The organism is Microbacterium oleivorans NBRC 103075 (assembly GCF_001552475.1).
Classification (GTDB): domain Bacteria; phylum Actinomycetota; class Actinomycetes; order Actinomycetales; family Microbacteriaceae; genus Microbacterium; species Microbacterium oleivorans.
This window is the reverse complement of the sequence record NZ_BCRG01000004.1, coordinates 147,789-166,163: the sequence shown is the minus strand read 5'-3', so window position 1 is coordinate 166,163 and position 18,375 is coordinate 147,789. Positions and strand designations below refer to the sequence as shown.

The window sequence follows — 18,375 nt, the reverse complement described above, 5'->3', positions numbered from 1 at the left end:
TGGGCTAAGTAAGGTTAGCCTAACCAACTGAACCCCCAGAGCTGGATCGGCGCCCGGACGAGCAGTGGACGCGGGCGTAGTGTGGAGGCATGCGGACCCGCGCGGACATCGAGTGCTGGCTCACCGATATGGACGGTGTGCTCGTCCACGAGAACACGCCGATTCCCGGCGCCGCGGAGCTACTGGAGCAGTGGCGCGACGACGGCACGCCGTTCCTCGTCCTCACCAATAACTCGATCTTCACGCCGCGCGACCTCAGCGCACGGCTGCGCTCCTCAGGACTCGTCGTGCCCGAGGAATCGATCTGGACGTCGGCGCTCGCTACGGCGGACTTCCTCGCCTCGCAGAAGCCGAGCGGTACGGCGTTCGTCATCGGCGAAGCCGGTCTGACGACAGCGCTCCACGAGGCGGGCTTCATCATGACCGAGACCAGCCCCGACTACGTCGTCGTCGGCGAGACGCGGAACTATTCGTTCGAGGCCATCACGAAAGCGATCCGGTTCATCGGTGCCGGGTCCCGTTTCATCGCCACCAATCCCGATGCCACCGGGCCGTCCACCCAGGGGGTCCTGCCCGCGACGGGGGCGATCTCGGCGCTCATCACGAAGGCGACCGGCAAGGAACCCTACGTGGTCGGTAAGCCCAATCCGATGATGTTCCGTTCGGCGCTCAACCGCATCGGTGCCCACTCCGAGAACACCGGAATGATCGGTGACCGCATGGACACCGACGTCGTCGCGGGCATCGAGGCAGGGCTTCACACGGTACTGGTGCTCACCGGCATCAGCGACACCGCCGAGATCGAGCGTTATCCGTTCCGACCTGACGAGATCCTGGGGTCCGTCGCCGACCTCATCCGCGAGGAGCCCCGCGAGAGCGACTCACCCGACACGCAGCCCTCGCTCGGGCTCTGATCTGCGCGGGTCGACGCTCGTCGGCCCTCAGCCCTCGAGTCACCAGCCCATCGAGCCGGCAATCCCTTTGAACGGGCCGACGACCTGCGATGTGACCCAGCCGCCGTAGAACCGACCCGGCTGAGGTGTCACCGTCTCACCCGCGACCGTGCACGCGTCCATCTGTTGCGCGTAGACGGCGACCCGGTCCGAAAGCTCCTCGTAGCCGGGTTCGGGCGTCGGGTAGTTCCATGCGGCCGCCGGTCGCGTCTGCCCACCGCCGTGCACGTCGAGGTAACGCGCGCCGCCCTTGAACTCGCAGAAGGAGGCACCCTCGCCGCGGGTCAGGGCCCCGGGGACGAAGTCCGAGATCGGCAGATAGTAGACGGGCGGATGACTCGTCTCGAGCACGCGAAGAGCGCCGGTCGTGGCGACGATCTGCTCGCCGCCGAGCGTGATGGTGACGGTGCCGGAGACGGGTTCGACGCGGGGAGGCCGGGGATAGTCCCAGACACTCTCCTGTCCCGGTCCGACCGGGTCGGGGGTGGGATGCCGCATGCCCTCCAGATTAAGGGCGTAATCCCACCTGAGGGCCGCGCCCGGACAGGAGGCATCCCGCGATAATGAAGTCATGACGGCCCGGCGCCCGACGGCCTACAACGCGATCTCCACCTCTTCACGCGTGGAGATCCTCCACCTGCTGCAGACGACCCCGCAGCAGACCGTCGGCGAGCTCGTGACGGCGACGGGGCTCCACGCCAACACGGTCCGCGAGCATCTGCAGCGCCTCATCGAGCGCGGCTTCGTCGCGACCGAGATCGAGAAGCGCACCGTGCGCGGCCGCCCCCGCGTCTTCTATCGTGCGGTCGACGGTGTCAGCGTGTCGAGCCCGGAGCACCGGCGGAAGGTTCAGGCGGCGGTCGAACGCGGCGACCTCATGCGCCGCGTCATGCCCGAGACCGCCGGCTCCCTCACGGGCGAGGAGCAGCACCAGCTGGACGCCCTCGTCGAGCAGCTTCTCGACGGCGGCTTCGACCCCGAGATCGACGAAGACGGACTCACGATCGACCTGACGCCCTGCGCGCACGCGACCGACCAGGCCGACAACCGCGCGACGCTCTGCGACGTGCACCTGGGCCTCATGCAGGGGGCGCTCAGCGAAGCGGGTGGCCCGCTCGCGGTCGACGGGATGCGGTCATCCTGCGACCCGCAGCAGTGCGTCATCCAGCTGCTGCGCCGCCGCCCCGACGCCTGAATCGATGAGCTGACGGCACCGCCCCGACGGGCGGGATGTCCCGTGTTTCCGCGGCAGATGTTTTGCACGGCCCGATCCGATCCCGCGATCAGCGGCGAGTCGTACCGTCGGAACATACCCGTGGAAGGACCAAACCCGTGGACTTTCTGGACCCACTCATCCTGGCTCGCCTTCAGTTCGGCCTGACGACGCTCTACCACTACCTGTTCGTGCCGTTGACGCTCGGCATGGCGATCACGGTGGCGATCTTCCAGACCATCTGGCACCGCACCGGCGACGTGAAGTGGCTGCACATCACGCGCCTGTTCGGCAAGATCTTCCTGATCAACTTCGCGATGGGCGTCGTCACCGGCATCGTGCAGGAGTTCCAGTTCGGCATGAACTGGTCGGATTACTCGCGCTTCGTCGGCGATGTCTTCGGCGCCCCCCTCGCGTTCGAGGGCCTCATGGCGTTCTTCTTCGAGGCGACCTTCATCGGCCTGTGGATCTTCGGCTGGGACAAGCTGCCCCGCCGCATCCACCTCCTCACCATCTGGGCGACAGCCTTCGGGTCGATCCTGTCGGCGTACTTCATCCTCACCGCGAACGCGTTCATGCAGAACCCGGTGGGTTTCGAACTCAACCCCGAGACGGGCCGCGCGGAGCTCACGAACTTCTTCGAGCTGCTGACCAACCCGGTCGCCCTCGCCGCCTTCCCGCACACGATCTTCGCGGCATTCATGTTCACCGCGGCCGTCATCATCGCCGTCGCCGCCTACCACCTGCGCCGCGGCCCGCACCTCGAGACGATGCGTCCGGTGCTCCGGTACGGGATGTGGTTCATGATCATCTCGTTCGTCGGCACGGCCATCAGCGGCGATCAGCTCGGCCTCGTCATGGTGCAGACCCAGCCCATGAAGATGGCCGCGGCGGAGGCTCTCTGGAAGACGGCGTGCGGCGCCGACGCGTCCTTCTCGATCTTCTCGATCGGCACCCCCGACGGGACGGCCGAGGTCTGGTCGCTGCGCGTGCCCTACCTGCTCTCGTTCCTCTCGACGCACTCGCTCGACGGCTGCGTCGAAGGCCTCAACAACCTGCAGGAGCTCTACACGCAGAAGTTCGGCGCGGGCGTCGACTACATGCCCGAGATCTGGGTCACCTACTGGTCGTTCCGCTGGATGATGGGCTTCGGCGGCATCGCCACGCTGATCTCGGTCGCGGGTCTCTGGTTCACCCGCAAGAAGGCCACGCGCCCCGTCGCCGGGTGGATGTGGCGCATCGCCATCTGGTCCGCCCCGCTCCCCCTCTTCGGCAGCCTCGTCGGCTGGATCTTCACCGAGATGGGTCGCCAGCCCTGGATCGTGTTCGGCCTCATGCACACCGCGGACGGCGTCTCCCCCAACGTCCCCGCCTGGACGGTGCTGATCTCCCTCGTGGCGTTCACCCTCGTCTACGCGTCGCTCGCCGTCGTCGAGTTCCGCCTCATCCTGAAAGCCGCGCAGCAGGGTCCCGACCCCCTGCCCGGTCCCGACGACCCCGATCCGCGGGATCTGCCGATCGACCAGACCCCCTCGACGGTCTACTAGGAGCACGCCATGGATCTCGCCTACCTCTGGTTCTTCATCGTCGGTGTGTTCTTCGTCGGCTATTTCGTGCTCGACGGGTTCGACTTCGGCGTCGGGATGAGCCTGCCGTTCCTCGGCCGCGACGAGGTGTCGCGCCGCCAGGTCATCAACACCATCGGACCCGTGTGGGACCTCAACGAGACGTGGGTCATCGTTGCCGGCGCGTGCCTGTTCGCCGCCTTCCCGGAGTGGTACGCCACCCTCTTCAGCGGCTTCTACCTGCCGTTGCTGCTGATCCTCCTGGCGCTGATTCTCCGCGGCGTCTCGTTCGAGTACCGTCACCAGCGCGAGGGCCTCGCGTGGAAGCGCGGCTTCGATCGCATGATCGTGATCGGCTCGGTCATCCCCGCGCTCCTCTGGGGAGTCGCGTTCGGCAACATCGTGCAGGGCGTTCCGCTCGACGCCGACAAGAATTTCACGGGCTCGCTTCTGACGCTCCTGAATCCCTACGCCCTTTGCGTCGGCGTCACGACGCTCCTCCTCTTCTTCCTCCACGGCCTGTACTTCGTCGGGCTGAAGGCCGACGGCCGCGTGAAGGACGACGCCCACCGCCTGGCGCAGCGGGTCGCCCTTCCGACCATCGCGTTCGCGGCCGGAACGGTCGTCTGGACCACGGTCATCGCGATGGACCGTGACGCCCCGCTGCTGGCGGCGGTGATCGGATGCGGTGCCATCGCCGCCCTGGCTCTCCTCGGATCCGCAGTCGCCAACCTCCGCCGCCGCGACGGCTGGGCCTTCGCGCTCGGCGCGGTCACGATCGTCGGGGCGATTCTCACCCTCTGGTTCGCCCTGTTCCCCTACGTCATGCCGTCGTCCACCGACCTCGCGCTCTCGCTCACGATCGAGAACGCGTCGAGCACCGACTACACGCTGGGCGTCATGACGTGGGCGGCGGTCATCTTCCTCCCCGGCATCCTGGCCTACCAGGCGTGGACCTACTGGGTCTTCCGCAAGCGCATCACCCGCGTCCAGATCGAGAAAGCGGATGCCGCGCGCGCTCACTGAGCGTGCGGGAAAGGAACGTCGAATGGCTCCTGAGGCCGAACCCCGGCAGCCGCCGGTGGACCCTCGCCTGTGGCGGTACGCGGCGGCATCCCGATCGTTCTTCCTCGTCATCGCGCTCCTCTCGCTCGCCCAGACGGCGGCGATCGTGGGCTTCGCCTTCTTGACGACGCGCGCGATCGTCGATGCGATCGCGGGCGACGACCTGACCGGCACCCTCGCGGCACTGACGGGCGTCGTCGTCGCCCGTGCGCTGCTGTCGCTCGTGCGAGAACGGGTCGCTGCACGTGCCTCGGCCCGCGTCGAGTCGCAACTGCGCGGAGCCGTGCTCGACGGCATCGCGCGGCTCGGCCCCGGCTGGACGGCGACCCGCAGCACGTCCCACCTCGCGCTCGTCGCCGGCCGAGGGCTCGACGCGCTCGAGCCCTACGTCGGTCGCTACCTGCCGCAGCTCGTGCAGACCGTCATCGCGACGCCCCTCCTCATCGCCGCGATGTGGCAGGCCGACGCGATCTCCGGGCTCACGGTGCTGCTCACCCTGCCCCTCATTCCGATCTTCATGATCCTCATCGGCCTGGCGACCCGGTCGGTGCAGCGCCGCCAGTGGGAAACCCTCAGCCGCCTTGCGACCCGCTTCTCCGAGACCGTCCAAGGGCTGTCGACCCTCACGGTCTTCGGGCGGCAGCGGCGAGCCGCCGACGCGATCGAGCGGGTGACCGACGATTACCGCCGCGAGACGATGACGGTGCTGCGGGTCTCGTTCCTTTCCGGGTTCGCACTCGAGTTCCTCGCGTCGATCTCGGTCGCCATCGTCGCCGTCGCGGTCGGGTTCCGCCTGATCGACGGGTCGCTCACCCTGAGCGTCGGGCTGTTCGTCCTGCTCCTCGCCCCCGAGGCGTTCCTGCCCATCCGCCAGGTCGGCGTGCAGTTCCACGCGTCGAGCGAAGGGGTCGCGGCCACGCGGGACGTCTTCGCCGTGCTCGACGCAGCCGCCGCGGCATCCGTTCCCCCCGCGCAGGCAGCCGCGCCCGCGCACGGAGCGGACCACCGACTGCGGCTCGAGGGTGTCCGCGTGCGCGATCTCCCGCCCGTCGACCTCGAGGCGCGCTCGGGCGAGATCGTCCTCGTCGAGGGGCCGAGCGGCGCCGGCAAGTCGAGCCTCCTCCAGGCACTCCTCGGCTTCGCGTCGGCAACGGGGCGCATCGAGTTCGACGGAGCGGATGCCGCCTCTCGCCCACCGTCCACCTGGTTGGCGTGGGCGGGGCAACGTCCGGGTCTCGCATCGGGCACGATCGCTGCGAACATCTCCCTCGGCGACGACGACATGCCCGCCGAGACCATTCAGCAGGCGCTCGCCCTCGTGGGCCTCGCGGACGTCGACCCCTATCGGATGCTGGGTGTGCAGGGCGCCGGCCTGTCGGGTGGGCAGGCGCAGCGTGTCGCCGTCGCCCGCGCCCTCGCGCGCCACCTCCGCGGGCACGCGCCCGTCCTCGCACTCGACGAACCGTCCGCCGCGCTCGACGCCGCCGCCGAGCAGCACCTCTGGCGGTCGCTTCGGACGGTGGCGGATGCCGGGGCCCTCATCCTCCTGGTCTCGCACCGCGAGAGCGCCCGAACGATCGCCGACCGCGTCGTTCGTCTGAACAGCGCCGAGGTGACGGCATGACGACGACGACCGAGATCCTCCGCACCTCCGTCCCGCCGCGGCGGCGGTTCTGGCCGGCGCTCGCCTCCGGGTTCCTGTCGGAGGCCTCGGCGGTGGCGCTTCTCGCGGTGAGCGCGTGGCTCATCGTCCGCGCGTCGGAGCAGCCGCTCGTGATGTACGTCGCGATGGCGGTCGTCGGGGTCCGCGCCTTCGCCCTCTCCCGTGCCGCCTTCCGGTACACCGAGCGTCTCGCGAGCCACGACGCCGTCCTCCGCCAGCTCGCCCGGACCCGCACCGACCTGGTGCGCCGGCTGCTCCCGCACGCGCCTGCCGGGTTGGCCGCATCGTCGCAGGGCGACGCGACGGCGGCACTCGTCGACGACATCGACGAGCTGCAGAACCTGCCGCTCCGGGTGATCCTCCCCCTCGCGTCCTCCGCAACGGTCGCGGTGGGAGCCGTCGTCCTCGTGGGCCTCGTCTGGTGGCCCGCCGCCGTCACGCTGCTCGGCTGCCTCATCGTCGCCGCGATCGCGGCACTCGCCTGGGGCTGGGCGGCCGGAGCTCGCGCCGAGCGGTCAATCGCTCCGCTGCGGGCACGCCTCCGCGACGCCGTCGTCGACCACCTGTCCCGCCTCGACCTACTGGTGGCGTCGGGTGCCGAACCCGCCTCCCGCGCGGCTGTCCGCGACGCGGACACCGCCCTCCGCCGCGCCGTCCTCCGCCGCGCCGGCGCCCAGGCGGGGACCGCTGCGTTTGTCTCCCTCATGGCGGGCGCTGCCACCGTCGCCGCGCTCGTCGTCGCCGCACCGGCCGCCGCCGGCGGAGCCCTCTCCGGTCCCGCGCTCGGAGTCGCCGTCCTGGTCCCGATGGCGGTCTTCGAGGTTTACACGGCCGTGCCGCTCGCGGGATCCGCGTGGCGGCAGGTGGGCGCCGCCGCATCCCGCGTCGCCTCCGTCGTACCGGCGGCGGTCCCGGCCGAGATCCCCCCGACGGGCACGCCGACCGGGGAAGCGCCCGCCCTGGGCGACGGCCTGCGACTACGCGGAGTCGACGTGCGCTGGCCTGGTGCCGCGCGTCCCGCTCTCACCGGCGTGAATCTCGACGTCCACCCCGGCGAGCGCCTGCACGTCGTCGGTGCGAGCGGAGCGGGCAAATCAACCCTGGCGCACGCGCTCGTCCGGTTCCTGTCCGTCACCGGCGACTACACGATCGGCGGTCGCCCCGTCGAGACGATCGCCCCCGACGATCTCCGCCTCACCATCGGGCTGTGCGAGCAGCATCCGATGCTCTTCGACGAGGACATCCGCCAGAATCTGCTCTTCGCACGCGACACCGCGACCGACGACGACCTCGAACGCGTGCTCGAGCGGGTCGGGCTGGGCGACTGGCTGCGGGCCCGCGGCGGACTCGACGCACGGGTCGGCGAGCGCGGTTCGCTCGTGTCAGGCGGTCAGGCGCAGCGCATCTCGCTCGCCCGCGCGCTCCTTCGCGGCTTCCCCGTGCTCATCCTGGACGAGCCGACCGCGGGGGTCGACCCCGCCGCGGCGGACGCCCTGCTCACCGACCTGCTCGGCGCGGTCGACGGGTCGCATGCGGTCGTCCTCATCTCGCACGCGGAGGTCCCGGCAGCCCTCGTCGATCGCACGGTGCACGTCGTCAACGGCCGCATCGGGGATGCCGCCTGACGAGACGCGTCAGCCGGTGGGAGCCTCGCGCTCGGCTGCCGCGGCGATGCGGTTGGCCATCCCCTGGAAGATGAATCCGTGGAACGGCAGCACGGCGAACCAGTAGAGGCGACCTGCGAGCCCGGTCGGAAAGAAGACGGCACGCTGGTCGTAGCGCGATCCGGAGCCCTCGGGACTCGCCCGCAGCTCCAGCCACGCGAGGCCAGGGACCTTCATCTCCGCGCGCAGCCGAAGAAGGCGACCTTCTTCTACCGCCTCGACGCGCCAGAAGTCGATGGCGTCGCCCGCGGCGACCTTGCCGCGACTGCGGCGCCCGCGCTGCAGGCCGACACCGCCGACGAGGCGGTCCATCCAGCCGCGGACGGCCCAGAGGAACGGTGACGAGTACCAGCCGTTCTCCCCGCCGATGCCGACGATGACGCGCCAGAGCTGTTCGGGGGTCGCCGAGGTGGTCGCGGACTGCTTGTCGGTGAAGACGAGGCGCCCCGCCCATTCCGGGTCGCTGGGCAGCGGATCGCTCGGCACCGACGAGACCTCGGCGTCCTGCCAGCTCGTCTCGACCGCGTCGGCTTCGACCTTGCGAAGCGCCAAGCGCACCGACTCGCGGTAAGGCGTGAGCCCTCCCTCGGGCCGAGGCAGCAGGTCGTCGACATCGTGGTCGTCCATGATGCACTCGTTCTGCAGCGATGCGATGAGCGGCCGAGCGATCGAGCGCGGGACGGGCGTCACGAGGTTCACCCAGTGCGACGCGAGCCCCGGAGTCAGCACGGGGAGTGGGGCGATCGCCCGCTGCCGGAGTCCCGCCTCCACGGCGTAGCCGTTCATCATCTGGCCGTAGCGCAGCACGTCGGGTCCGCCGATGTCGACGGCCCGATTGACGTCCGGGTCGACGTGCGCGGCGGCGAGCAGATAATGCAGCACGTCTCGGACGGCGATCGGCTGGATGCGGTTGCGCACCCACTTCGGCGCGGGCATGTACGGCAGCACGTCGGTGAGGTGGCGGACCATCTCGAACGACGCCGACCCCGACCCGATCACGACGCCCGCCTGCAGCACGAGAGTCGGTGCACCGCTCTGCAGCAGCACCTCGCCGACCTCGACGCGCGAGCGCAGGTGAGGGCTCAGCGTGACGCCGGCCGGGTGGAGCCCACCGAGGTACACGATGCGACCGACGGATGCCTCCGCTGCCCCATCGGCGACGGTTTCGGCCGCGCGCAGGTCCTTCGCCTCGAAGTCGCCGCCGCCGCCCATCGAGTGGACGAGGTAGTAGAGCACGTCGACGTCCTCGACCGCCTGGGCCACGGCATCCGCGTCTTCGGCAGGGCCCTCGACGACCTCTACCTCGCTTCCCCAGACGAATGCGGCGAGGCGCGCGGGGGTCCGCACGAGCACGCGCACCCGGTACCCGGCCGAGAGCAGTCGGGGAACGAGGCGTCCACCCAGGTAGCCTGTCGCGCCGAGCACGAGCGCGCGAGGCGCCGATCCGTCGGGGCGGGGACGTGCGACGAGTGCCGGTTCGCGGCCGGTGGGGGCGGAGAGCTCGCTCATTCCGCCACGATAGACCGGTCCCGGGAGGGGGCGGGTCGCGCGCAGTATCCGCCATTTGTCAAGAGACACACCGCCAGCGTGCGATGTTGCGGTTCGCTTCGTAACGTGGAGAGATGGCCAGGTCATCCCGCCCCCCGGTACCCCCGTCCTCCGAAGCGCTCACCCGTTCCGTTCCTCCCCCGCGCCTCGACGTCGACGACGTCATCGTGGTCGACACGAAGCGCGTCCGCACCGCGATCGGCGGCACCGTCGTCGGAAACTTCATGGAGTGGTTCGACTTCGGCATCTACGGCTACCTCGCCGTCACCATCACCGCCGTGTTCACGGCGGACCTGCCCGAACCGTGGGGGCTGCTCGCCACTCTCTTCGGGTTCGCGATCTCGTTCCTCGTCCGTCCCATCGGCGGCCTGGTCCTCGGCCCGCTCGGCGATCGCATCGGTCGCCAGAAGGTCCTCTTCTTCACGATGGCGATGATGGCGGCCGCGACGGCGCTCATCGGCCTCCTTCCCACGAGCCAGCAGATCGGCCTGTGGGCGATCATCCCGCTGTACGTCCTGAAGATGATCCAGGGGTTCTCGACCGGCGGCGAGTATGCCGGTGCCACCACCTACGTCGCCGAGTTTTCCCCCGACAAGCGGCGCGGCTTCTGGTCGTCGTGGCTCGACCTCGGCTCCTACGTCGGCTTCGCCGCCGGCGCCTCGGTCGTCGCTCTCACGACGATCATCACGGAATCGATCTGGGGCGACACCGCCATGGTCGACTTCGGTTGGCGCATCCCGTTCCTCGTCGCCATCCCCCTCGGCATCGTGGCGATCTGGTTCCGCCTCAAGATCCCCGAGACCCCCGCCTACGAGAACACGGCAGACACTGAGGGCGAGCCCGACCGCAACGACCCGCTCGCTCGCCACGGCATCGTCGGCATCCTCCGCCACCACTGGCGCGAGGTGCTCATCGGCATCGCGATCGTCGCCGCCACGAACACCGCAGGCTACGCACTCACGAGCTACATGCCGACCTATCTCGAGAAGGAGGTCGGCGTCTCGAACCTCGGTGCCGCCGTCGCCACGGTCCCGGTGCTCCTCGTCATGTCGGCCTGTCTGCCGTTCATCGGCCGACTGAGCGACCGGATCGGCCGCCGACCCGTGTACATGATCGCCGCCGGGTCGACGATCGTTCTCATGGTCCCCGCGTTCGCCATCATGCAGATCGGCGAGGAGTGGGCCGTGTTCGTCGCGCTCGCGATGGTCGCGATCCCCGTCGCGTTCTACGTCGCCGTGTCGGCGTCTACCCTGCCCGCGCTCTTCCCGACGGCATCCCGCTTCGGTGCCATGGCGATCGCCTACAACGTGTCCGTGTCCCTCTTCGGTGGCACGACGCCGCTGTTCAGCCAGGGCCTCATCGACCTGACCGGCAACACCTTCATGCCGGCGTTCTACATCATGTTCTTCGCCGCACTCGGCGGCATCGCGCTGCTGTCGATGAAGGAGACCGCGAAGCGACCGCTCCTCGGGTCCGTGCCCACGGTCGAGACGCGTGAAGAAGCTCTCGACGTCGTCGCCCGACAGGACGAGGACCCACTCATCGACACGTCGACGATGCCGATCCCCGTCCACCGGTCATAGCTTCAGGCCGTAGGCGCGAGAGCCCGGCGAGGAGGGCAGCGGCGCGAGGCCGAGGCGTGTGTAGAACGCCATCGCGCCGGTGTTCTCCGCCGAGGCGACGAGGTGGAGGCCACTCACGCCCTGCTCGCGGAGCGCGGTGACGAGCGTCTCGATGAGGCGGCGCCCCGCCCCCCTGCCCTGAGCCTGCGGCAGCAGGTCGATGTGGAGGTGAGCGGGAAACTCCTCGGCGAAGGGCTCGGGCTTCTCGCCGCGCCCGTAGGCGTAGAGGAGCGTGCCGTCCTGCCGGGTGATCTCCTTCTCGGGCTTGGGCCATTTGTGGGCGTGACGAGGCCACCACTCCTCGCGGAACCACCGCTCGAAGGCGTCCGTGTCGGGGGTGGCGACGATGTACCCCGACACCGTCCCGTCCTCTTCCTCCGTCACGAAGGCGAGATCGGGGTGATGCTCGGCGTAGGGCAGCACCCAGATGTGAGCCCAGATGGCGTCGTCCTCGAAGATGCCGGTCGCGTCACCACCGGCATCCGCTGTTCGAAGGCAGATCTCGGCGAGGGCGGGTTCGTCCCCGGCACGGAACGGACGGATGCGGGCGGCGGTCATCGACGGCGTCCGTTCCCGAAGACGCCGCGGATGACGCTCCCGATGATCGTCTGCGTGGTCTTCGAGCCGAGGATCTCCTCGAGGGGGGATGCCTGGGGTCGGCGGCGCGTGCGAGTCTGTCCGCCCGTCGTCCGGAGGATCCGCTCGTATTCGCGCTGCGCGTCGCGCTCGGCTTTCTGCTGCGCCTTGTCGGATGCCGCCTTCTGCTTCGCGTACTCCGCGTCGGCTTTCGCCTTGTCGGCGGCGGCCTTGGCCGCATCCACGGCCGCATCGGCCGCGGCCATCTTCGCGCCGAGGATCTCGCGCGCGGACTCCCGGTCCACCGGGGTCCCGTAGGTGGCGAGCAGGGGCGAGGCGGCGACCACGGCCTGCACAGCCGCCGCAGGTGTCGGCGACATGAGCCCCTGTGGAGCGCGCAGACGCGTCCAGGCGACCGGGGTCGGCGCGCCCTTCTCGTTCATGACGGTCACGATCGCCTCGCCCGTGCCGAGTTCCTGCAGGACGCGCTCGAGGTCGTAACCCGACGTGGGGTACGTGCTCACCGTCGCGCGGAGCGCCTTCGCGTCATCCGGGGTGAACGCCCGCAGCGCGTGCTGGATGCGGGAGCCGAGCTGGCCCAGTACGTCGGACGGCACGTCCTTCGGCGTCTGCGTCACGAAGAAGACGCCGACGCCCTTCGAGCGGATGAGGCGCACGGTCTGCACGATCGCGCTCGTGAACGCTGTGGACGCGTCGCGGAAGAGAAGATGCGCCTCGTCGAAGAAGAACACGAGCTTCGGCTTGGCGGCATCCCCCACCTCGGGGAGGATCTCGAAAAGCTCCGCGAGCAGGTACATGAGAAACGTCGAGAACAACTCGGGTTTGTCGGCGATGCCCGGAACCTCGAGGAGCGAAATGATGCCGCGCCCGTCCGGCGCCGTGCGGAGGAAGTCGCGCACGTCGAACTCGGGCTCGCCGAAGAAGACGTCGGCGCCCCCGTCGGCGAAGGTGATGAGCTCCCGGAGGATGACGCCGGCCGTCGCGGACGAGAGCCCGCCGAGGCTCTTCAGCTCGGCCTTGCCGCCGTCGCTCGTCAGATACGTGAGGACGGCGCGGAGGTCCGAGAGGTCGACGAGCGGCAGGCCGTGCGCGTCGGCGTAATGAAAGACGAGGCCGAGGCTGGACTCCTGCGTCTCGTTGAGCCCGAGGACGCGGCTCAGCAGCAGCGGGCCGAACCCGGTGACCGTGGCGCGTACCGGCACCCCGGTGCCGATCCCGCCGAGGGCGAAGTACTCCGTGGCGGATGCCGCCGGCTCCCACGCCTGCCCGATCGCCTCTGTGCGGGCCAGGAGCTTCGGGCTGGACTCCCCCGCCGTCGCGACGCCGGTGAGGTCGCCCTTGATGTCGGCGGCGAACACCGGCACGCCCTTCGCCGCGAGCTGCTCGGCGAGCCCCTGCAGCGTGCGCGTCTTGCCCGTGCCGGTGGCGCCGGCGACGAGCCCGTGCCGGTTCGTCATGGCGAGCGGGATGCGGATCTGCGCGTCGCGGACCGCATCGCCGTTGACGAGCGCGCCGAGGTCGAGCGTCGCCTCGTCGAACGTGTAGCCCGCGACGATCCGGGCGACCTCGGTGGCGCCGAGCGGACCTGCCGCGTCGGTGGGCGCGGATGCTGCGGCCGGCGCGGGCTCTGCGGGCGCGGGCTCTGCGGTCACGGGCTCTGCGGGGGCGGGCTCTGCGGTCGGCGTCCCACCAGCGGCATCCCCCTGCGCCTTCGCGGCTTCGGCACGGGCTGCGGCCAGCGCAGCCTGCGCCTGGGCGAGTTTGAGTTCGGCCGCAGCGGCGGCGGCTTCGGCTTCGAGGCGGGCGAGTTCGGCAGCGGCTTCAGCGGCGCTCATGCGGTCAGCCTACCGAGAGCCGTCGCTCGCGTTCCCGGACGATCGGGACGATCATCGCGGCGGCGACCAGCAGGGTCGTCGCAACGCCGAGGACGAGCGCGCCGAGCGTGTCGGTGAGCCAGTGGGCATGCACCTGCGTGCGACTGAACGCCATGAGAAGCGTCCACGCCAGCCCGACGACGGCGACCCACACGCGAGGGAAGAGGATGACGGCGACCGTCGCGATCACCGCCGCGTTGGCGGTGTGCCCCGACGGGAATGATCCGTGGTCGGAGATGACGAGGATGTCCTCCGGTCGCACGCGCCCGAACAGCCCCTTGAGCAGCTGCACGAAGAGCGCACCGGCGATGGAGGCGACCAGGAAGAAGACCGCACCCCAGGGCCTCCGCGCGAGCGCGAGGAGCGCGGCGCCGACGAGCGGCACGATGTACGTCCCGACGACACCCGCACCGGCCACGTTCATGAACAGCGAAACCGGACGGATGCCAGGAAGGAACGTCGCCACGTAGGTGTTCCACCACGCGTCGAGGTCGATGAGCTCCGAGTCCGTCGACTCCACGGCGATGCCTGTGGCGACGGCGACGATGAGGAGGATCGCGCCGATCACCGCCAACCGCAGCCCGATGCCGATCTCGTGTTCATGGGTGGGCACTGTCATGCGCTCATCCTGTCCGACGCATCCACCCGGAACATCCCCCTTGCGCGGGGCACCACCGGCCGTCCGTTGTCACGAGTGCCTATGAACAGCCCCCGACCATGGGGCTTCCAGACCCCCTCCAGATGCGGCCGAATAGAATCAGGGCAGCGCGCCCGCGCCCCCACCCCGACCGACGAGGCCACCCATGACCCCGAAAGATGATGCCGGAAAGCGGACGAGCGGTAACCCCGCGACGCAGGCTCAGTTGAACCTCACCGTCAAGCAGCAGCGTGAACAGCAGAAGCAGCAGAAGCTCGCCGAGTATCAGCGCCAGCTCGCGAAGCGTCGCCGCACGAAGGCCACCTGGTGGATCGTCGGTGCCACCGCCGCTGTCCTCGTCATCGGTCTCGTCGTGGCGTCTGTTCTCCTGACCCCGCGTCCGGTCACCGTCGCCCGCGGCGACGGTGACGGCGCCGGCATCTCGGGTGTGCAGACCTTCGAGCACACCGCGAACCACGTCGAGGGCGTCGTCGACTACGAGCAGACCCCGCCGGCCGGTGGCGATCACAACGCTGTCTGGCTCAACTGCGGCGTGTACACGCAGCCCGTCCCGAACGAGAATGCCGTCCACGCGCTCGAGCACGGGGCCATCTGGATCACCTACGACCCCGCCCAGGTCGACTCGGCGGGAGTCGACGCGCTCGACCGTCAGCTGCCCTCCGATTACACGGTCCTCTCCCCGTACGAGGACATGGACACCCCGATCGCCGTCACGGCCTGGAACGCGCAGCTCAAGGTCGATTCCGTGGACGACCCGCGCATCGGCGAGTTCATCAAGGCCTACTGGCGCAACGTGAACGGTCCCGAGCCGGGCGCCGCGTGCACGGGAGCCCTGGACGCCCCCGGCAAGAAGTGACCACCGAGACCGTCGGCGACGAGCCGGTCACGGAGCGCACCCTCCCCCCGTGGTGGGTCGTGCTGCTCGTGGGGCTCGCCGTCGCGGCGGTCGCCTTCTCGATCGGTCGCTTCTCGACGTTCGGGATCGCCGGGTCGACCCCGGCAGAGGGATCAGCCGACGCCGGGTTCGCGCGCGACATGCAGATGCACCACGCGCAGGCCGTCGACATGGCGATGGCGATCTATGCGGAGACGGACGACGACGAGCTCCGCGCCCTCTCCTACGACATCGCGACGGGGCAGTCGTCCCAGCGCGGCGAGATGCTGGACTGGCTCGTGAGGTGGGGCCTGCCGCAGTACTCGGACAGCCCGATGGCGTGGATGGCGGCATCCGGCTCCGGACACGCCCACGGGGGCGCTGCCGGTGAGCCGCAGACGGACGAGCAGATCCGCGAGGCGATGGGCATGGCCTCCGAGGAGGAGCTGACCGAGCTGCGCGCTGCGACCGGCACCTCGGCGGACTGCCAGTTCCTCTCGCTCATGATCCGTCATCACGAGGGGGCGATCCCCATGGCCGAAGCCGTCCTCGAACTCGGCTCCGACGAGCGCGTGAAGACCGTGGCGGAGACGATGAAGAAGGGTCAGACCTTCGAGATCCAGGCCATGACCTCGATGCAGCAGCGCCTCGGCTGCAGCTGACACGCACGAACGCGAAGAGGGGGATGCCGGTGGCCACCGGCATCCCCCTCTTCTGTCGTTCGGGCGATCAGCCCTTCGTCGCCCCGGCCAGGAGGCCACGGACGAAGAAGCGCTGCAGCGCGAAGAACACGATCAGCGGGACGAGGATCGAGATGAACGTTCCCGCGGACTGCAGGAACCACTTGTTGCCCCACGTACCGGACAGCGAGTTCAGCGCCTGAGTGATCGGCAGCGCACCCGGCGACGCGAAGATCGTCGCCACGAGCAGGTCGTTCCAGACCCAGAGGAACTGGAAGATGCCGAACGAGGCGATCGCGGGTGCGGCCAGCGGCAGGATGATCCGGAAGAACACCTGGCCGTGTCCGGCCCCGTCCACGCGCGCAGCTTCGATGATCTCGCCCGGGATCTCGGCGATGAAGTTGTGCAGCATGAACGTCGCCAACGGGAGAGCGAAGATCGCGTGCGCGATCCACACGCGGGCGAAGCTGTAGTCCACTTCGTTCAGACCGAAGCCCGGGAAGATCGGCACGTCGTTGATGCTCAGGCCATCCGAGAACAGGCTGAGCAGCGGCACGAGGGCCATCTGCAGCGGAACGATCTGGAGGGCGAAGACGAACACGAACAGTGCGCTGCGCCCCTTGAAGTCGATCCATGCGAAGGCGTAGGCCGCGAGGGCCGCCATGACGATCGGGAAGACCGTCGCGGGGATCGTGATCGCGAGCGAGTTGACGAACGCCGAGGCGAGGGTCGTGGACGTACCGCCGGCGTTGAGCGCCTGCATGTAATTGTCGAGGGTGAACTTCGGGTCGGTGAACGCCGTCCACCATCCGCTCGACTGCGTCTCGGCGCCGGGGCGCAGTGACGTGACGAACAACCCGAAGGTCGGGATCGTCCAGAAGATGGCGATGATGACGGCCGCGATGGTCGCGCCCTTCGACGTCAGCTTCTTGTGGGCGATCGCTTCGTTGCGACGGGTGTCGCGCGCGACCTGGCGCGCGGTGCGGGTGTCGACCGGCCGTGCCGGAGCTGCAACGGTCATCAGCGGATTTCCTTCTGCTTGGCCATCGATCGGGCGTTGTAGACGATCAGGGGCAAGACGAACAGGAACAGCACGACGGCGAGCGCGGACGAGTGTCCGAAGCTCTGGAACCGCTGCTGCTGGTTGACCATCTCGAAACCGAGGACGGTCGTGTCATCGCGACCACCGGTCATGACGGCGACGATGTCGTAGACCTTCAGCGAGGCGATCGTCACCGTCGTGAGCACCACGATCAGCGATGAGCGGATGCCGGGGACCGTGACGTTGCGGAAGCGCTGCCAGGCGTTCGTGCCGTCGAGTTCAGCCGCTTCCATCTGCTCGGTCGGAACCGCCTTGATCGCCGCAGACAGGATGACCATGGCGAACCCGGTCTGGGTCCAGATGAACACGACGAGGAGCATGAGGGTGTTCAACACCGGCTTGATCGCGAGCCACTGGATCGGGTCTCCGCCGAACGCCGTGACGATCGCGTTGAGGAGACCGATCTGGTCGCCCTGACGCGCGTCGTACATGAACTTCCAGATGATGCCGGCACCGACGAACGAGATCGCGACGGGCATGAAGACGAGCACCTTCAGGAGCTTCTCACCGCGGGCACGATCGATGAAGACCGCGTACGCGAGACCGATCACGACCGAGATCGTCGGCGCCAGAAGGGCCCACAGGATCGTGTTGACGATCGAGGCCGTCCCGGTCGGGTTCGTGAACACCCAGATGTAGTTCTCCATGCCGACGAACTCGTCGCCGGTCTTGTTGAAGAAGGACTTGAAGATGGTCGCGATCGCCGGGTAGACGAGACCGAGGATGAGCATGATGCTCGCGGGGGCCATGAAGAGGATGAGCTGGAACAGGTATCCCGCGCCCTGGCGGGAGCGGAAGTCCGCGAAGAAGAGCAGGGCTCCGACGAGGAGGGCGATGGCCACGACGTAGACGACAGCGTTGGCGTACGGACGCAGCAGCATGAAGGCGAGCACCGGGATCACCAGGCAGGCGACGAGCCGCATGATGAAGTAGCCGCGCCCGGGGCGGGGAGCGAACTCGATGAGCACCAGGATGATCCCCACCACGAGGGCGAACACCACGAGGATGACGGGGATCTGGATGAGGGGGTTCATCGCGCCCAGCCACAGGAAGAAGCTGTTCAGCGAGAAGCCGATGGTGACGCGGGAGGACTCTTCGCTCGATGCGGTGAAGACGAGCAGCAACGCGACGACGGCGATCAGAATGAAGCCCACGGCGACGACGATCTTCGTGATCGATCGCCCCTTGGGGTCTTGGGCATGGGTGGTGACGGCGAGTTCGGTGTCGACAGGCCTGTCGACGGTCGTCTGGGACATGCGGGTTCCCTTCTGGGTACAGCGGCGTACCCAAGCGGTAC

The 18,375-nt window shown here is 69.0% G+C and carries 16 protein-coding genes; 9 read left to right on the top strand and 7 right to left on the bottom strand.

Annotated elements, in window-relative coordinates; translation table 11 throughout:
* Window positions 1-89 precede the first annotated feature (89 nt).
* Window positions 90-914 carry an HAD-IIA family hydrolase gene (locus tag MO1_RS06565; protein WP_036309973.1) on the top strand — a complete coding sequence of 275 codons (825 nt, stop codon included), beginning with the start codon at window positions 90-92 and terminating at the stop codon, window positions 912-914.
* A gap of 39 nt (window positions 915-953) precedes the next feature.
* On the opposite strand, the gene MO1_RS06560 is transcribed toward MO1_RS06565, so the two are convergent.
* Window positions 954-1,451 carry a DUF427 domain-containing protein gene (locus MO1_RS06560; protein ID WP_036309975.1) on the bottom strand — a complete coding sequence of 166 codons (498 nt, stop codon included), beginning with the start codon at window positions 1,449-1,451 and terminating at the stop codon, window positions 954-956.
* Window positions 1,452-1,524: 73 nt separating this feature from the next.
* Between MO1_RS06560 and MO1_RS06555 the strand changes: the two genes are divergently transcribed.
* From MO1_RS06555 to cydC, 5 genes are all read left to right on the top strand, one after another.
* Entirely contained in the window at window positions 1,525-2,148 is a 624-nt protein-coding gene (locus tag MO1_RS06555) for a helix-turn-helix transcriptional regulator (protein WP_036309977.1), read from the top strand.
* 137 nt (window positions 2,149-2,285) lie between these two features.
* Complete coding sequence (locus MO1_RS06550; RefSeq protein ID WP_060915566.1) at window positions 2,286-3,713, top strand: cytochrome ubiquinol oxidase subunit I; 1,428 nt, start codon at window positions 2,286-2,288, stop codon at window positions 3,711-3,713.
* 9 nt (window positions 3,714-3,722) lie between these two features.
* A complete protein-coding gene (gene cydB / locus MO1_RS06545; RefSeq protein WP_060915565.1) occupies window positions 3,723-4,757 on the top strand; it encodes a cytochrome d ubiquinol oxidase subunit II in 1,035 nt (344 codons plus the stop codon).
* Window positions 4,758-4,779: 22 nt separating this feature from the next.
* Window positions 4,780-6,420, top strand: coding sequence for a thiol reductant ABC exporter subunit CydD (cydD, locus tag MO1_RS06540; RefSeq protein WP_060915564.1), 1,641 nt, complete (start codon window positions 4,780-4,782; stop codon window positions 6,418-6,420).
* The gene (gene cydC / locus MO1_RS06535) at window positions 6,417-8,084 is read left to right on the top strand and encodes a thiol reductant ABC exporter subunit CydC (protein ID WP_060915563.1); all 1,668 of its coding nucleotides are present in this window, start codon (window positions 6,417-6,419) and stop codon (window positions 8,082-8,084) included. Before cydD ends, cydC begins: the two co-directional genes overlap by 4 nt.
* 9 nt (window positions 8,085-8,093) lie before the next feature.
* Here the strand turns inward: cydC and MO1_RS06530 are convergent, their stop codons facing one another.
* Window positions 8,094-9,632 carry an SDR family oxidoreductase gene (locus tag MO1_RS06530; protein WP_060915562.1) on the bottom strand — a complete coding sequence of 513 codons (1,539 nt, stop codon included), beginning with the start codon at window positions 9,630-9,632 and terminating at the stop codon, window positions 8,094-8,096.
* A gap of 113 nt (window positions 9,633-9,745) precedes the next feature.
* On the opposite strand from MO1_RS06530, the gene MO1_RS06525 reads away from it, so the two are divergent.
* The gene (locus MO1_RS06525) at window positions 9,746-11,254 is read left to right on the top strand and encodes an MFS transporter (RefSeq protein ID WP_255209235.1); all 1,509 of its coding nucleotides are present in this window, start codon (window positions 9,746-9,748) and stop codon (window positions 11,252-11,254) included.
* Here MO1_RS06525 and MO1_RS06520 read toward each other — a convergent pair.
* From MO1_RS06520 to MO1_RS06510, 3 genes are read right to left on the bottom strand one after another with little or no spacing between them, the layout of a single operon-like run.
* On the bottom strand, window positions 11,249-11,851 hold the full coding sequence (locus MO1_RS06520; RefSeq protein ID WP_036309988.1) for a GNAT family N-acetyltransferase: 603 nt from the start codon (window positions 11,849-11,851) through the stop codon (window positions 11,249-11,251). The genes MO1_RS06525 and MO1_RS06520 overlap by 6 nt on opposite strands.
* Window positions 11,848-13,725: a helicase HerA-like domain-containing protein gene (locus MO1_RS06515; protein ID WP_060915561.1), complete on the bottom strand. Its 1,878-nt coding sequence runs from the start codon at window positions 13,723-13,725 to the stop codon at window positions 11,848-11,850. The genes MO1_RS06520 and MO1_RS06515 overlap by 4 nt, the downstream gene beginning before the upstream one ends.
* 4 nt (window positions 13,726-13,729) lie before the next feature.
* On the bottom strand, window positions 13,730-14,383 hold the full coding sequence (locus tag MO1_RS06510; RefSeq protein ID WP_036309991.1) for a phosphatase PAP2 family protein: 654 nt from the start codon (window positions 14,381-14,383) through the stop codon (window positions 13,730-13,732).
* 184 nt (window positions 14,384-14,567) lie between these two features.
* Between MO1_RS06510 and MO1_RS06505 the strand changes: the two genes are divergently transcribed.
* A complete protein-coding gene (locus MO1_RS06505; protein WP_060915560.1) occupies window positions 14,568-15,278 on the top strand; it encodes a thioredoxin-like domain-containing protein in 711 nt (236 codons plus the stop codon).
* Complete coding sequence (locus tag MO1_RS06500; RefSeq protein WP_060915559.1) at window positions 15,275-15,958, top strand: DUF305 domain-containing protein; 684 nt, start codon at window positions 15,275-15,277, stop codon at window positions 15,956-15,958. Before MO1_RS06505 ends, MO1_RS06500 begins: the two co-directional genes overlap by 4 nt.
* 67 nt (window positions 15,959-16,025) lie before the next feature.
* Here MO1_RS06500 and MO1_RS06495 read toward each other — a convergent pair whose 3' ends face one another.
* Both MO1_RS06495 and MO1_RS06490 read right to left on the bottom strand, forming a co-directional pair.
* The gene (locus MO1_RS06495; RefSeq protein WP_036309995.1) at window positions 16,026-16,997 is read right to left on the bottom strand and encodes a carbohydrate ABC transporter permease; all 972 of its coding nucleotides are present in this window, start codon (window positions 16,995-16,997) and stop codon (window positions 16,026-16,028) included.
* Window positions 16,997-18,334, bottom strand: a complete 1,338-nt coding sequence (locus MO1_RS06490) for a carbohydrate ABC transporter permease (RefSeq protein ID WP_081416942.1) — start codon at window positions 18,332-18,334, stop codon at window positions 16,997-16,999. Before MO1_RS06490 ends, MO1_RS06495 begins: the two co-directional genes overlap by 1 nt.
* Window positions 18,335-18,375: the final 41 nt, after the last annotated feature.

What these genes read in the sequence shown, in the direction of transcription:
- MO1_RS06560 (WP_036309975.1), bottom strand. Translation starts at nt 1,451, where the DNA reads ATGCGGCATCCCACCCCCGACCCGGTCGGACCGGGACAGGAGAGTGTC.
- cydD (WP_060915564.1), top strand. Translation starts at nt 4,780, where the DNA reads ATGGCTCCTGAGGCCGAACCCCGGCAGCCGCCGGTGGACCCTCGCCTG.
- MO1_RS06525 (WP_255209235.1), top strand. Translation starts at nt 9,746, where the DNA reads ATGGCCAGGTCATCCCGCCCCCCGGTACCCCCGTCCTCCGAAGCGCTC.
- MO1_RS06510 (WP_036309991.1), bottom strand. Translation starts at nt 14,383, where the DNA reads ATGACAGTGCCCACCCATGAACACGAGATCGGCATCGGGCTGCGGTTG.
- MO1_RS06530 (WP_060915562.1), bottom strand. Translation starts at nt 9,632, where the DNA reads ATGAGCGAGCTCTCCGCCCCCACCGGCCGCGAACCGGCACTCGTCGCA.
- MO1_RS06565 (WP_036309973.1), top strand. Translation starts at nt 90, where the DNA reads ATGCGGACCCGCGCGGACATCGAGTGCTGGCTCACCGATATGGACGGT.
- cydC (WP_060915563.1), top strand. Translation starts at nt 6,417, where the DNA reads ATGACGACGACGACCGAGATCCTCCGCACCTCCGTCCCGCCGCGGCGG.
- MO1_RS06520 (WP_036309988.1), bottom strand. Translation starts at nt 11,851, where the DNA reads ATGACCGCCGCCCGCATCCGTCCGTTCCGTGCCGGGGACGAACCCGCC.
- MO1_RS06515 (WP_060915561.1), bottom strand. Translation starts at nt 13,725, where the DNA reads ATGAGCGCCGCTGAAGCCGCTGCCGAACTCGCCCGCCTCGAAGCCGAA.
- MO1_RS06505 (WP_060915560.1), top strand. Translation starts at nt 14,568, where the DNA reads ATGACCCCGAAAGATGATGCCGGAAAGCGGACGAGCGGTAACCCCGCG.
- MO1_RS06490 (WP_081416942.1), bottom strand. Translation starts at nt 18,334, where the DNA reads ATGTCCCAGACGACCGTCGACAGGCCTGTCGACACCGAACTCGCCGTC.
- MO1_RS06495 (WP_036309995.1), bottom strand. Translation starts at nt 16,997, where the DNA reads ATGACCGTTGCAGCTCCGGCACGGCCGGTCGACACCCGCACCGCGCGC.
- cydB (WP_060915565.1), top strand. Translation starts at nt 3,723, where the DNA reads ATGGATCTCGCCTACCTCTGGTTCTTCATCGTCGGTGTGTTCTTCGTC.
- MO1_RS06555 (WP_036309977.1), top strand. Translation starts at nt 1,525, where the DNA reads ATGACGGCCCGGCGCCCGACGGCCTACAACGCGATCTCCACCTCTTCA.